At 37.8% G+C, this 14,725-nt stretch carries 12 protein-coding genes; 5 read left to right on the top strand and 7 right to left on the bottom strand.

Annotation, left to right across the window (positions count from 1 at the left end; all coding sequences use genetic code 11):
- Positions 1-28 precede the first annotated feature (28 nt).
- Positions 29-2,608 (top strand): BamA/TamA family outer membrane protein, encoded by a 2,580-nt coding sequence (locus ACO1O5_RS05440; RefSeq protein ID WP_486268823.1) that lies wholly within the window; start codon positions 29-31, stop codon positions 2,606-2,608.
- Positions 2,609-2,643: 35 nt separating this feature from the next.
- On the opposite strand, the gene ACO1O5_RS05435 is transcribed toward ACO1O5_RS05440, so the two are convergent.
- Positions 2,644-3,690, bottom strand: coding sequence for an App1 family protein phosphatidate phosphatase (locus tag ACO1O5_RS05435; protein WP_486268822.1), 1,047 nt, complete (start codon positions 3,688-3,690; stop codon positions 2,644-2,646).
- A 35-nt stretch (positions 3,691-3,725) separates the two neighbouring features.
- On the opposite strand from ACO1O5_RS05435, the gene ACO1O5_RS05430 reads away from it, so the two are divergent.
- Entirely contained in the window at positions 3,726-4,619 is an 894-nt protein-coding gene (locus ACO1O5_RS05430; RefSeq protein ID WP_486268821.1) for a diacylglycerol/lipid kinase family protein, read from the top strand.
- Between the two features lie 24 nt (positions 4,620-4,643).
- Here the strand turns inward: ACO1O5_RS05430 and ACO1O5_RS05425 are convergent, their stop codons facing one another.
- The 6 genes from ACO1O5_RS05425 to ACO1O5_RS05400 form a co-directional block, all read right to left on the bottom strand.
- Positions 4,644-5,585 carry an L-histidine N(alpha)-methyltransferase gene (locus ACO1O5_RS05425; RefSeq protein ID WP_486268820.1) on the bottom strand — a complete coding sequence of 314 codons (942 nt, stop codon included), beginning with the start codon at positions 5,583-5,585 and terminating at the stop codon, positions 4,644-4,646.
- Positions 5,586-5,610: 25 nt separating this feature from the next.
- Entirely contained in the window at positions 5,611-6,774 is a 1,164-nt protein-coding gene (gene egtB, locus ACO1O5_RS05420; protein ID WP_486268819.1) for an ergothioneine biosynthesis protein EgtB, read from the bottom strand.
- A gap of 79 nt (positions 6,775-6,853) precedes the next feature.
- Positions 6,854-8,425: an ABC transporter permease/substrate-binding protein gene (locus tag ACO1O5_RS05415; RefSeq protein WP_486268818.1), complete on the bottom strand. Its 1,572-nt coding sequence runs from the start codon at positions 8,423-8,425 to the stop codon at positions 6,854-6,856.
- Positions 8,418-9,404, bottom strand: a complete 987-nt coding sequence (locus ACO1O5_RS05410) for an ABC transporter ATP-binding protein (RefSeq protein WP_486268817.1) — start codon at positions 9,402-9,404, stop codon at positions 8,418-8,420. Before ACO1O5_RS05410 ends, ACO1O5_RS05415 begins: the two co-directional genes overlap by 8 nt.
- Before the next feature lie 243 nt (positions 9,405-9,647).
- Positions 9,648-10,727: a GDSL-type esterase/lipase family protein gene (locus ACO1O5_RS05405; protein ID WP_486268816.1), complete on the bottom strand. Its 1,080-nt coding sequence runs from the start codon at positions 10,725-10,727 to the stop codon at positions 9,648-9,650.
- A 292-nt stretch (positions 10,728-11,019) separates the two neighbouring features.
- Complete coding sequence (locus ACO1O5_RS05400; RefSeq protein WP_486268815.1) at positions 11,020-12,258, bottom strand: M20 family metallo-hydrolase; 1,239 nt, start codon at positions 12,256-12,258, stop codon at positions 11,020-11,022.
- A gap of 400 nt (positions 12,259-12,658) precedes the next feature.
- On the opposite strand from ACO1O5_RS05400, the gene ACO1O5_RS05395 reads away from it, so the two are divergent.
- The 3 genes from ACO1O5_RS05395 to ACO1O5_RS05385 all read left to right on the top strand — a co-directional run.
- Positions 12,659-13,516: a UDP-2,3-diacylglucosamine diphosphatase gene (locus ACO1O5_RS05395; RefSeq protein WP_486268814.1), complete on the top strand. Its 858-nt coding sequence runs from the start codon at positions 12,659-12,661 to the stop codon at positions 13,514-13,516.
- Positions 13,513-14,601 carry a glycosyltransferase family protein gene (locus ACO1O5_RS05390; protein WP_486268813.1) on the top strand — a complete coding sequence of 363 codons (1,089 nt, stop codon included), beginning with the start codon at positions 13,513-13,515 and terminating at the stop codon, positions 14,599-14,601. The genes ACO1O5_RS05395 and ACO1O5_RS05390 overlap by 4 nt, the downstream gene beginning before the upstream one ends.
- Before the next feature lie 5 nt (positions 14,602-14,606).
- The coding region (locus ACO1O5_RS05385) for a family 1 glycosylhydrolase (protein WP_486268838.1) at positions 14,607-14,725 on the top strand (119 nt) is incomplete at its 3' end.

Here is a 14,725-nt window from a genome sequence, read left to right as displayed (position 1 = left end):
TTTTTAGTATAACCATTAAACTACCATAATGAAACTTTCATACAGGTTATTTTTTTTGATGCAATTGACTGTGTTCGGTGCAACCACGTTGCCCGCACAACAAACGTCAACCGGGGACTCGACAAAGAAAACGAAATTGGTTATAGCAGGCCCCCAGTATCGTCGTTCTGCCTGGCATAATTATTTGTGGGGAAAAAATTATCGCAAGGAATGGAGTACTCCTGTTAACCTGCCAGTTTTCTTATTAAAGGATCGGGAAGGCGGCCTTACCCCTGTTAAAGAAGGTGGTGGCCATCAAACCACATCGCTGCACCTTGAAAATAAAGATGGGAAAAATTATACCCTTCGTTCGGTTGATAAAAGACTGGGAAAGGTTTTACCGGAATATTTTAAGGGGACATTTATTGAAGCGCAGGTAAATGATGAAGTATCCATGTCGAATCCGTACGCCGCTGCAACGGTACCCTTGATGGCACAAAGTGCCGGAATTTATCATACCAACCCAGAGTATGTTTATTTACCGCGACAAGAAGCATTAGATAGCTTTAATGCTAAGTTTGATAATAATGTTTACCTCTTTGAGCAAAGATTAAAAGGGGACTGGAGCGATGCAGACAACCTCGGCAACTTCGATAAATTCTACTCCACGGACGAAGTGATGCAAAAGTTACAGGACGAATCAGATAACAGTGCTGATCAAAAAACATTTTTAAAAGACAGGCTCTTTGACATGCTCATTGGAGATTGGGACCGACATGAAGATCAATGGGGCTGGGGCGAATTAAAGAAAGGTGATAGAAGAATCTATGTGCCTGTGCCCGAAGACCGGGACCAGGTTTATTTTGCACATGACGGTAAACTTTTAAATGCTGCCATCTATATGTCGGGCATTCGTTATTTCCAAAGTTTTAAAGATCATATCAGCAATGTAAATACATTGAATTATGAAGAACGTGGTCTCGACAGGGTTTTTACAAATGAGTTAAGCAGGGATGAATGGATAACTATTGCGAAAAACTTACAAAAGGCACTTACCGATAATATAATTGAAACTGCCGTTAAAAAATTTCCGCCCGAAGTATATTCTTTTTCGGGAAGAAAAATCACAAGGAACTTAGAATCGAGACGAAATCAATTGGTAAAATATGCGAAACAATATTATTTGTTTCTTGCAAAAGAAGTAGAAATAATTGGTACCAAAGAAGATGACTATTTTGAGGTGACGCGATTAAATGATAGTGAGACAATAGTTAAGGTTTATAAAATAAAAAAGGATGGGGATAAAAAAGCAAAACCATATTATTCACGAACATTTTTTTCAAGCGAAACAAATGAGGTTCGTTTATTCGGCGTTTCAGGCAACGATATTTATGTGACCGATGGCAAAGTGAATAGTGGAATAAGAATAAGAATTATTGGTGGTTTTGATAAGGATTCAATTATGATCAATTCATTGGCAGGGAAACATACCAAAACGTATGTTTATGATGGCCCCGACGACCATATTGAATCTATTGGAAGGATAAAAAAACAGATCTCTTCCGACAGCGATATTCACAGGTATCAATATAGAACCTACCAGTATGATAAAAGAGGCTCCTCCGCTTCTCTCTTTTACAGCGATGCCGATAGGCTATTCGCAGGAGTTGGATATGGCTGGACGCATTTTAGATGGCGGCAAAATCCGTTTGTTTTCAAGCAAAAGTTTGACGTAAATTATTCACTGTCGCAACGTGCCGCAAGTTTTACGTATAAGGGTCTCTTTCCAAATGTCATTGGTAAATGGAATCTTTCATTACTTGCCAATTACGATTTTATCCGCTGGACCAATTTTTATGGCCTGGGAAATGAAACGATTCTCACTACTAAAGATCTTGATTATAACAGGATGAGAACCCGTGAAGTTCTCGGCACATTGGGTTTTACAAAGAAGGCGGGAAATAATTCTTTTGATATTCATGGTTTTTATCAAACCGTAAAAATTGTCAGTGACGATGACCGCTACACTTTCAAGATTATTAAGCCGGTGGATTCAAACGTTTTTAAAATAAGAAAATTTGCGGGCATAGCCGCAGGGTATACTTTTTCAAAATTAGATGACTCCATTGTTCCCACAAGTGGCATCATAGTGTCCGCCAACGGATCCTATACTCAAAATACAAATGAGCGCAGTAGAAATTTCTGGAAGTATGGTGGCAACCTTCAATTGTATGTGCCGTTGTTTTATAAATTTTCGTTAGCTATTTCCGGCGCAATAGAAACTGTCGACGGGAAACCTGAGTTTTATCAATATCCGTCAATTGGCGGAGGCCAGGATTTACGCGGATTTCAGCGACAAAGGTTTTATGGAAAAACAACTTTCTATAACAGCAACGAATTTCGTTTTATTAGTAAAGTGAGAACTTATATTTTTAATGGTAAAGCAGGATTGCTTGCCTTTGTTGATGATGGCCGGGTTTGGATACCAAATGAAAATTCAAACACGCTGCATGTAGGCTATGGTGGTGGAGTAATATTAGATCCATTTAATTTTTTATTTGTTGATATAACTTACGGTTTCTCCAAGGAAGACCATCTATTGCAGTTTCGCCTGAATGTAAAGTTATAACCGCATTGCTGTGTTTCTTCACAATTTTGATTTCATTAAATTATGAGCCCTATGCTTTTTGAATGCGCTATAGCTTCAATGCTATGATGAAAATAACAGCAATGCGTGCCCGAAGAAACCATTTTATCCATAATTTTTTCTACTGCCGTATATTTATTTTTATGAATTCTCCTGATGTAAACTGCAAAGATTTTTCCCGGGAAATATTCCGCTAACGCATGGTAGATGTTGGGATCTTCCTGCGAATCGTCTCCGAATAAAACAAACTGCCTTTCAGGATATGCTTCTATGATTCGGACAATTCGAACAAATTTTGTCGCGTGTTTATTTTGACCCGTTTTCCAAACCTGGCTAAATTTCTTCAATTCATTTAAAAGATAAATTCCGCCGGGTAAGCCATTTTCTTTTGAAAATTCTTTAATAAAATAATAAAGATTCCACTCGCTGCTGGAGACATAAAAAAAAGGATTTGATTGCCCCGGTTGTTGACCGGATGAAGCGAGCAACTGGTAATGGTTTACGACCCCTGCAAAAGTCTTCCTGCTTCTTGCATTTTTTGTAAGCAAAACATATAATCGTTTACGAAGTCTTGAAGAATGAGATATTATGAAAGTATCATCAATGTCAGATACAAAAACATGATTAGAATTAAAGGGAATATTAACCTGCCCCGAACCGGTAATTTTTTGCGCTTCATATTTTTCTTCCTCAAGGCATACTCTTACGTTGTGCCAGCCCGAACCAGGATAAACCACCGGCGACCATTCAAATTTAAAATACCCGTTATCCTGGGTTTCCGAATGCAGCCGTATACCCTCCCATTCCATCGATATTTTTGCATTTTTATATGGCTTTACCATAAACATGCGCAGCATGGAAAAACTATTAACGATCCAATTTTGCCGGTATGTTTTCCTCATAAAGGGGCTTAATTTTAGAACATGACCGAACACAATTATTTTTCCATCATTGCCATATCCATCATAAACCCTGATGACAGGTTGATGATTCAACCTGAATAGAAACAATATTTTCTGTTTTATCTTTTTTAGCAACGAAAGTTTCTTTTCTTTACGATTCAATTAAAAAATTTCATTAAAGGCACTTGAAAGATATTATGGAAAATCCAGCAAGCCTGAAAATATTATTCGTTCTCAATCCAATATCAGGTGGAAAGAAAAAGATCGATTGGGAACGAGCCATCAGGGAATATTTCAAAAACCTTCACCATGAAATAGAAATTTATGTTTTAAACGACAAAGATGATACCGCATCGTTACAATACTGGATTAATAAGTTGCAAATAACCAGAGTGGTAGCAGTCGGTGGCGACGGAACCATTTCCTTGCTGGCCACACAATTACAAGGAACACCTATCACCCTCGGCATCCTCCCTGCTGGCTCAGCAAATGGTATGGCTAAAGAACTTGGTATTCCGGAATCGCCTAAAGAAGCCCTTGATATTATTGTTAACGGAAAAATAAAGCCATGTGACCTGATAAAAATTAATGATGATGAAATAAGCCTCCACTTAAGTGACTTTGGCTTGAATGCCCGGCTTATAAAATATTTTAATGAGAACAAGCTGCGGGGAATGTGGGGATATGCCCGAATGGTAATTAAAGTTTTATGGCGCAAAAAATTAATGACAGCTCTTATTGAAGCTGACAATATTAACCTGGAGACAAATGCATACATGATCGTGATTGCCAATGCCCGTAAATATGGAACCGGTGCTGTTATTAACCCTGAGGGTAACTTAAGCGACGGCCTTTTTGAAATCATCATATTTCGAAAATTTCCGGTTTTGGAATTATTTAAAATGTTGTTAAGCTATAAAAAATTCAATCCTAAAAAGGTGGAAATCTTTCAAACAAATAAAGCAACAATTACCGTGAAAAGAAAAACGCATTTCCAGGTCGATGGAGAATACAAGGGTAAGATTGATAAAGTTGTTGCGGAAATTATGGCAACTCAGTTGAATATTTTAGTATCCAAAACTAATAGCTGATACCTCACACCTAATATCTCACCCCTATATACATTTCCAGATAACATCCGCAAACCATTTGTTTTTATCGAAGAAGTGAGCCACTGGCTCAAAGCCGCACCGGGTAGCAATTTCATCTATCTGTTCAATTGTATATTTTTGGGAAATCTCCATAAAAATATATTCGTTTTTGGCGAACTTTATCTCAATACTATCGGGTATGGTTACCTGCTGATCACGCAATGAAATAAGATAACTCCTGCATGCTCCGGAAACAGGATCGTATGTAGCATAATGTTCAAACGCACTTATATTAAAATTGGCACGAAGCTCATCATTCATTCTTTGTAAAAGATTCAGGTTAAAATCCCTCGTGTATCCTTTACTGTCATTATAAGCAGCTAATATTTGTTTTGGATTTTTTTTAAGATCAATCCCCATCAGCACCATATCTCCAACAGAAAGCTGTGCCCGCAATTCACGACAAAACTCATCTGCATTTTCTTTTGGAATATTGCCAATATTAGAGCCAAGAAATAAAACCAGTTTAATCTTATCAGAAATTCTCTTTGCAGATTTAAGCATAGATAGATATTCACCATTAAGCCCATGAATATTCAGTTGCGGCAATTGCTCGGGCAGCTTTTTCTGAAGGAGATTAATTATGTTTTTAGAAATATCTACGGGAAAATAGGTATCAATTGCATTTTTATTAACCAGCTCTTTTAAGAGATATAATGATTTTATAGCATCGCCAGGCCCCAGCTCCACAACATCGAAGTTGCGGTGTTGATCAACCATGATCTTAGCCAACTCAGCAGTTTGAGTCGAAAATATCTCCATCTCACAATTCGTAAGGTAATATTCTTCGCATTGCATGATCTTCTGAAAAAGTTCATCGCCTCTCTTATCGTAAAAATATTTTGACTGCAGGTATTTCGGAGTTGTTCCTAAGCCGGTAACAACATCTTTCAAAAATTGATTCATCACATTTTTTTTACTTCAACAGATATTATTGTGCCAATCTTATGCCGGTATATTGCCAACGCAAATAAGGATGAAAAAAATTACGGTAAGTAATACGGCTATGACCCGAGGGAGTTACTTCAGAAGCTCCGCGTAAAACTTTTTGATTTACCATAAACTTTCCATTGTACTCTCCGATAGCGCCGGGAGCTTTTGAAAAACCGGGATAAGGGAGATAAGCACTTTCAGTCCACTCCCATCTCTTTCCCCAATCCAATTTTTGCGCAGCTATTTCCCATTCAAACTCAGTCGGGAGGCGCATTCCCTTCCACGATGCGTATGCAGATGCTTCATAAAAACTGATGTGACATAACACATCGTTTGCGTCAATTTTTTGCAAACCATGCAAGGTGTAATTAAACCATTCGTTATTAATAAAGTGCCAATATAATGGCGAATTGATGTTGTTTGTTTTTACCCAATCCCAGCCTTCCGCATGCCAATAATTAAAATCTTTATAACCGCCCGAATCCATAAATTCCATGAATTCGCCATTAGTAACAAGACCGTTGGCGATGCTAAAATTCTGCAACAATACCTCGTGCCTGCTCAATTCATTATCAAAACAGAAGTCGTTACCCTCGTAGCCAATTTTATAAATTCCTTTATCAATTTTTGTAAATCCTTTGCCTTTAGAATAGTTGTCTTTTTTGATCAAAGGACTCTCCTGTGACGGAGAGATATATGATGGAAACAGAGGGTTATTACCTAAAATATATTTGATGTCCGTTGCCAAAAGTTCCTGGTGTTGCTGTTCGTGATTTAAGCCCAGTATAATTAACTCTTCCAATTCCGGAGATTGATTTTTTTGTAAAAATTCATTCATTGCCTGATCAACGTAGCTGCGGTATTTATAAACGTCTTCCACAGATGGCCTGCTTAAATTTCCCCGATCAGTCCTGATAACTCTGGCACCTATCGTCTCATAATAGCTGTTGAACACATAATTATATTGTGGATCAAATTCCTCATAATTCACCAGGTTGGGTTTCAAAATAAATGTTTCAAAAAACCATGTGGTATGGCCTATGTGCCATTTCGGTGGACTAACATCAACAATTGGCTGCACTACATAATCCTCGGTCTTTAATGGTTTACATATTTCTTCTGAATAACCTCTAACCGCGTTATATTTTTCTAAAAGATTCATTTTTATCACTGGCCTAACCCAACTCTCCCTCCGGCAAATTCAGGATAACTGAAGGAGAACGAATAAGATTTATATGGCGCTATTTTTTATCTAAATAATTTTTTAAGTCAGAAATACTATTAACACCTATGCGCTTCGATTGTTCTCGTCGCATCATTAAACAATACGAATTATTAAAGCCGACTGGTTGCAACCATTTCAAATGATATTTCAATTGAAACTCTTGTTGTACATAATTATAAACGTTTTGTTCGTTCTGTCCCAATTGCTTAGTTATTTTTTCGGGAGTTGGTAAAATTACCAGTAATGCAGTACCAGAATATTCAGGATACATATCAATTTGATTATTTATCAGCGCATCAAAACAAATTTTTGTCCCGCCCAAACCAGTTTTTGTTTCCACCTGCAAATTGGTGTTTCCTTTAATCAACATAGTATACATTGCGGCAAGAATATACTGCTCACCGAAAATTTTGGACCCTATTCGTATAATTGCTCCATTTCCATTTAGAGGTTCTTTATACAAACTTTGTTCCATCAAAAAATCTTTGGCAACTTTGTCAGGGCTCTTCTTTAAATAATCGACCCGGTAATTCAATTCAGTCATTACGGAATCGTTGATACGGCCAGCCAGTTGGTTTAATGCATTTTCAAGTTCGGGGTGTTGCTGCAAAATACTTTCGCGAATAACCGGTGCAACATAATACGGCGGAAATATTTTTTTATCGTCCTTCAAAACCACCAGGTCAAAAGCTTTTAATCGTCCGTCAGTGCTGTATCCGCTGATCACATCCAATTTTTTTTTATAGGCTGCTTTATACATGACAGCATCACTGATTCCAACATTTCTTATATTTAAATGATATACTTTTTTTAATCCCAGATAACCATCTTCTCTTCCCATAAATTCCGGTGTAAACCCAGCCAGCATTTTACTTCCGTAGATGTCAGGCAATAAATAAAAAGAAGACAGGAGAATAATACTTACGGGCAGTAACCAAAAACCTGTTCGCAGTTTTTTAAGATTTATTTTTTGAACTTTCGATAAAATAAAATCAAGAACGATCGCGAGTAAGGCAGCAGGGATTGCGCCCGCGAGAATCATGTTTGTATTATTCAATGCAATTCCGCCAAATATAAATTCACCAAGACCACCAGCCGCAATGTACGCTGCAAGTGTTGCCACGCCTACGTTTATGACCGTTGCGGTACGTATTCCTGCGAGTATAACGGGAAGGGCTAAAGGTAGTTCTACTTTTGCGAGTATTTGCTTACTGCTCATTCCCATTCCTTTTGCTGCATCTCTTACTGATGCATCCACTCCAATAATTCCAGTGAATGTATTTCGCACAATAGGTAACAACGCATACAAAAATAAAGCGACGATAGCAGGCTTCGGCCCAATGCCAAGAAGTGGGATCATAAAACCAAGTAACGCAATACTGGGTATCGTTTGCAATACACCAACAAAACCCAGAACAGTTCCGGATAATTTTTTTCTCCTGGCAATAAGAATTCCCAAAGGAACCCCAATAGCAACGGCTATCAATAATGAAATAAAAGTCAAGCCGATGTGCGCCAGTAACTGGTCGAAAATTTTACCGGCCTGCTCACGCATAAAACTCAAGAGCGATTGGTTTGATTCATTCATATCTCTTTTGTTTATAATCGCTAAACGCTGTAAACAAAGAATCGTAATTCGCAGTTTTCATTTCTGCCGTTAGTGCGTTATGCAATACAATACTTTTAATTTTTTTATTGGATAAAATATAAAGCGCCTGCCAAACATTATCGCTGACATCGATTATGCCATCTGTTATTTCCCCCTGGTTAATTGATGGCAGATAGTCCCAAATATCTTTCAGCAACACTGCATTCAATTCAAGTTGCATCCGTTGATCCTCAAAAAAAGAGGATACAAACTTGTTAACAGGATTAAATAACAAGTCAGCAGGAGAACCTTCCTGTACTATCTTTCCTTTATCCATTAATAAAATTTTGTCACCAAGATCAAAGGCTTCACGAATATCGTGCGTGACTAACACAATTGTTTTATTCTTTAGTACTTCCAACTGGCTGAATTCATGGGTAATGCCAGCCCGCGTTACCGCGTCCAACGCCCCGAATGGCTCATCCATCAAAAGCACAGGAGGATCGGCTGCCAGGGCTCTTGCCAAACCAACCCGTTGTTGCTGACCACCGCTTAAATGTTGCGGATACAGTGATAAATAGTCATACGGAAGATGCAGCTGTTCCAGTAATTCTTCCGTTCTTTTATTAATCTTTTGTTTGGGCCATTTTAATAATTCAGGAACAATGGCGATATTTTCGGCAATGGTGTAGTGAGGAAATAGCCCATTGTGTTGCAGCACATAACCAACACTTCTTCGCAACTCTTCCGGTGAAACATCTTTAATATTTTTACCACCAACAGAAATATTTCCTGTTGTTGCCTCTGTCAGCCTGTTGATCATGCGCAGCGTAGTTGTTTTGCCACAACCACTCGTGCCAAGCAACACGACATTCTCTCCTTCATTTACTACAAATGAAATATTATCCACGGCTACTTTGTTCCCGAAAATTTTGCTAACCTGATCAACAACTATGGTTGCTTTACTTTTAACTGACAAAAAAATAATTTTAAGTACGAAAGAAATCAGTTTTATTTCTATTACGCTTATAGTTCTTAAAATTATGGAAAATTATAGGAGCAGGCGAGGGATGGCTTTACAGAAATTTTTCCCGCTCAAAATAATTGTAAAGAATAGTTATAAGATTACAGGGAATTTCCCGGAAGAAAAAAGTTAATAGAACTTTGTCTGTTTGCGCCTTCCGGGCTTTGTTAAATAAAGAATGGCATTTAAAATTAATCTTTAGAACTTATCATCATTTACTTCAATCCAATAACCATCAGGGTCCTGTAGATAAATCTGGCTAACGCCGTCGGATCTCTTTTGTGGCTTTCTTTCACCCTGGAAGTTTTGATACTTTACGCCCATCTCATCAAGATGCTCAATAAAATCGGACAAAGATGCTACTCTAAAAGCAAGATGGATATTGATATCGTGCGCCATAACTGCTTTCGCTCCTCCCACTACATGAAGCTGGCTGTGAGGGCCTATTTTAAACCAGTTGTGGCGGCCATCATGAAACGGCTCGGGTATTTGCTGAAGTTGCATTACGCCTTTATAAAAGTTTGTGCTTTTATCCAAATCAACTACATAAACGGTCGTGTGATCCATTACCGGGGATTGTGAACCTGCCATAGTATTACTTTTTTGCAAAGCTAATTTAATAGCTTGTTCAGCCAGTGGTTCCATAACTTTATATCCCGCTAAATTGGGATGTACGCCGTCCGGTGAATATTCCGCTTTCATGCCATCGCGTTCATCAACCAGTGAAGTAAAATAATCGAGGTAAAAACAATCATGCATCGCGGCATAATCTTTTATCCATTTATTAAGTGTAATAATTTTTTGCGCTGGTTCCAATCCGCGCTTCCAGGGATAATCAAAAACGGGAAGTACGGACGAAAGCACCACCTTAATGTTGGCTGCTTGCGCCAGTTCTGCCATTGAGGATAAATTATCTTCAATCATTTCTAAAGTTGAAGGACCTGTATTGCCGGCAATATCGTTGGTACCGGCTAATATTACAACAACCTTCGGATGTAAATTCACGACGTCCTGCTTAAACCTGATGAGCATTTGAGGCGTTGTCTGTCCGCTTATACCACGTCCTACGTATCCGTGTTTTGCAAAAAATGCCGAGTCCATTCTAACCCACCCTTCAGTAATTGAGTTACCCATAAACACTACACGATTTTCATTTGCAGCAGGAGCGGTCAGCTTTGCATTTTCTTCTTTATATCTTGAGAGATTTGGCCAATCCTGGGCCTCAGAAAAAAAAGGAAACATCATTGTTGATAGAATTATGCCTAAAATATATTTCATGGTATCAAGCTTTTTTTCAGTTATTTTTTATCCTTCATTTTAAATGGAGGCTATTGAAGTATTAGATTCAAATATAAAATAATAAGGGCAAATGAAATGGATATAAACTTGGGTGACTTCATTTAATCGCCCTGGATTAATTTTTGATAGGATCATATTTTTTCGCATCGTACTTAGTATGATGAAGTGCCTGATGAAAATGTATTAATGCTTTTTATCACCAGCATCATTGTACAATTCTTCTAGCAGCGGCGACATAAACGACTGCCGGTAACATTTAGTTCTTCAGCCATTATTGCTGAATCATCTGCTGAATAAAATTATCAGAGATCTCTAAAGCTATTGCAATATCCTTCAACTCCACTTTTTCCAGGGGGCTATGACTGATACCTTTAAAACATCTTACAAACAGAATAGATACCGGGGCAACGGGTGCAATTGCAGTTGCATCATGAAGCGCTCCGCTTTCTATTTCTATTACTTCCGATTTTGCTTCTCTAATTGATTTCTTTAAAACCTTATTTAAACGTTCGTCGCAATTAACAGGATTTGTCTCCTGCAGAAGTTTCCATTCAAAATAGATTTTCCTCTTATTGCAAATTTCTTCACACAACTCATTAAGGTCTTCGTATGCTTTTGATAATTTCTTTTTATTTGTGCTTCTAAAATCAAGCGTGCACAATACTTTTGAAGGAATAACATTGCCAGCCGGATTTTGGATATCCAAATTACCAACAGTAGCAATTAAATTACTTTTTTTAGCGGAAGCTAATTTTTCAACTGCTAAAATAAATTCAGCAGCAGCACATAATGCATCTGAACGCATCTTCATGGGTATGGTGCCGGCGTGTCCTGCAATTCCGGTAAATTCAATGCTCACTCGTTTTTGGCCAGTAATAGTTGTTACGATTCCCGCAGCAATATTATTTTTATATAAAACCACCCCTTGCTCAATATGTATTTCATAATATCCCAGCCATTTTTTTGCCGGAATGACGTCTTGGATAAGTTTGGCATTATCGTAACCCATATTTTTCAAAACGTCGTCCAGGATAATTCCGTCATGATCTTTCATCTCCAAAAGAATCGGCGTAAAATTACCTGCAACAACCTGGCTTCCTAAGAACGGGTGATTGAATCTAACGCCTTCTCCATCGCTAAACGCAATAAGTTCAATATTGAACGGAATTTGCGATTGCTGCTCAATGAGTTTTTCTATAACCCCCAACCCTGTTAATATGCCGAGCACTCCATCATATTTACCTGCATTTACTACAGTATCAAAATGAGAACCTATGACAAAAGTTTTTGCGTCTTTTTTTTCTGAGCTAAGTCTTCCCCTCACATTTCCCATGTTGTCGATTGAGGTTTGCAGACCAGCCTCCTTCATCCATGACTCAATTGTGTTACGGCACTTACCAAAAGCTTCCGTACCAAATAGTCGACTTAAATAATCATTTTCATCACTAAACGAGGCAAGCTCCTGGATTCTTTTTTCAATATTTTCTGCTCTCAGTTTATAACTTGTCATTTGTATTGTTATTCGTATTTATAATTTCATAAAAGCTCCTGGCTTTTTGATTGAATGAAAACGGTAAATATAAAAAACAAAAATTTAACCTCTTTTTAAATAATTCTGCAACTACCTATACACGTTGGTGGCATATGTAAGCGGTTTTTTATAATTGGTAATGTTACCGGCAGTAACTTAATATTCCCTTAATACTGCCGTAACCTTTTGGTCACATTGGAAACTTTACTTTGCATTACTAATTCCTGTTTTCAATTAACTGACGAACTTATTTGTTTACCATTAAATTCCATGTCATGAAAGCAATCTCATATTTCTTCCAGAAAATTATTATCCGGATTTTTCTTCAACGATTATCAGCATTTTACTCTCCGCTTAAGTTTTACAAAGTGCAATTATAATGCAGTCCAAAAAACGTAAGGTAGAAATCCTTGTTTTAAGTGATGTGCATTTAGGTACCTACGGTTGTAATGCAAAGCAACTGTTGCAATATCTTAAAACCATTAAGCCCAAAACAGTAGTGCTTAACGGCGACATTATTGACATCTGGCAATTCAGCAAAAGATACTGGCCCAAAAGCCATATGAAAGTTATAAAACATATTATGGGATGGATGGGCAAAGGCGTTAAGATATATTATGTTACCGGTAACCATGATGAGATGCTGCGAAAATTTGTGGGATTTAAAATTGGTTCATTACAGGTAGTAAATAAAGTAGTACTTCCTTTAGCGGATGATAAAAAAGCATGGTTTTTTCATGGCGATATTTTTGACGTAACTATGCAACATTCTAAATGGCTGGCTAAACTTGGTGCCATTGGCTACGATACATTAATCGTCATAAATATGTTTGCCAATTTCATTTCAGAAAAAATATTTAAAAGAGGAAAGTTATCCCTGTCAAAAAAGATTAAGAACAGCGTTAAGAGCGCTGTGAAATTCATCAACAATTTTGAGGCTACTGCGGCAGACATTGGCATATCCAATAAATATGATTACGTGGTTTGCGGACACATTCATCAGCCGGAGATGAGAGAGATAACCAACCACCACGGTTCCATTATTTATTTGAACTCAGGCGACTGGATTGAAAACCTTACTTCACTCGAATATAATGATGGGAAATGGATGATTTACAAATATAATGAAGCGAATATAACGGATAGTATAGACGAAGAAGTTGATGATTATGAGCCCGGCAACAAAGAACTCTTCAAAAACATGCTGCAGGAATTTAATATGATGAACATCACATGAAAATATTATACGCCATACAAGGAACCGGCAACGGGCACATCAGCAGGGCGAGGGACATCATTCCCTTACTTGAAAAGAAAGGCGAGCTTGATGTGTTAATAAGTGGCACAGAAGCTGATGTTGACCTGGGCTTTCCCGTGAAATATAAATTAAAAGGAATGAGTTTCGTGTTTGGGAAAAAAGGCGGTATCGATTTAGTTTCCACTTATAAAAAAGCGAAGCTTAAAAGATTCTATAAGGAAGTAAAACAAGTCCCGGTGAAAAATTATGATATCGTAATAAACGATTTCGAACCGGTAACGGCATGGGCTTGCTACTTCAATCATAAACCCTGCATTGGGCTCAGCCACCAGGCCGCGGTGTTAAACAAAAAAAGTCCACGGCCCGCTGAAAAAGATATTGTAGGTAAATCTATCCTAAACAATTATGCACCGGTTACAGAAAAATACGGTTTTCATTTTAAGGCATACGATGATAAGATTTTCACACCAGTCATTCGCGATGAAATAAGGAATGCTGATATTATATTGCTTCCTCACTATACAGTGTATTTGCCTGCTTATGATGATGATAAAATCGTGAAAGTTCTTAAAGAAATTAAAGAGGTGAAGTGGGAAGTGTTTTCAAAGCATACAAAGAAAGCTTACTCGAAAAATAATGTGTTTATCAGGCCTATTAATAATACAGAATTTATAACGAGTCTCGTAACATGCACCGGGGTATTGTGCGGAGCTGGTTTTGAAACGCCTGCCGAAGCCTTATTTCTAAGAAAGAAATTAATGGTGATACCTATGAAGGGACAATACGAGCAACAATGCAATGCGGCTGCGGTTAAAGAGATGGGAGCACCTGTGCTGAAGAAATTAAAAATGTCGCGGGTTGAAAAAATAGATGATTGGGTCACTAACGGACGAATTATTCCTGTTGATTATCCAAACATTACCGGGGCAATTATAGATGAAGTCTTTAAAAACTTTACAGCCACCGCAACTCACCCGCTTTCCTTAGCCAATCAACTCCCTGAACCGGATAAAAAAATACGGCAATTAAGATTAGGAAATATACTGCATCAAATTACCGGTTAATATATATGCTGTTGAAACGAGAAGATTTTGGGAATGATTTCACGTGGGGGGTTGCTACGGCTGCATACCAGGTTGAAGGCAGTTATGATGTGCATTCAAAAGGGAAGTCTATTTGGGATGTTTT

The organism is Ginsengibacter sp., assembly GCF_057362405.1.
This window is presented reverse-complemented; position numbering and strand designations above follow the sequence as displayed.

Excerpts from the sequence above, each read along its gene's own strand:
- ACO1O5_RS05440 (WP_486268823.1), top strand. The coding sequence starts at position 29 with ATGAAACTTTCATACAGGTTATTTTTTTTGATGCAATTGACTGTGTTC.
- ACO1O5_RS05430 (WP_486268821.1), top strand. The coding sequence starts at position 3,726 with ATGGAAAATCCAGCAAGCCTGAAAATATTATTCGTTCTCAATCCAATA.
- ACO1O5_RS05425 (WP_486268820.1), bottom strand. The coding sequence starts at position 5,585 with ATGAATCAATTTTTGAAAGATGTTGTTACCGGCTTAGGAACAACTCCG.
- egtB (WP_486268819.1), bottom strand. The coding sequence starts at position 6,774 with ATGAATCTTTTAGAAAAATATAACGCGGTTAGAGGTTATTCAGAAGAA.
- ACO1O5_RS05415 (WP_486268818.1), bottom strand. The coding sequence starts at position 8,425 with ATGAATGAATCAAACCAATCGCTCTTGAGTTTTATGCGTGAGCAGGCC.
- ACO1O5_RS05405 (WP_486268816.1), bottom strand. The coding sequence starts at position 10,727 with ATGAAATATATTTTAGGCATAATTCTATCAACAATGATGTTTCCTTTT.
- ACO1O5_RS05400 (WP_486268815.1), bottom strand. The coding sequence starts at position 12,258 with ATGACAAGTTATAAACTGAGAGCAGAAAATATTGAAAAAAGAATCCAG.
- ACO1O5_RS05395 (WP_486268814.1), top strand. The coding sequence starts at position 12,659 with ATGCAGTCCAAAAAACGTAAGGTAGAAATCCTTGTTTTAAGTGATGTG.
- ACO1O5_RS05390 (WP_486268813.1), top strand. The coding sequence starts at position 13,513 with ATGAAAATATTATACGCCATACAAGGAACCGGCAACGGGCACATCAGC.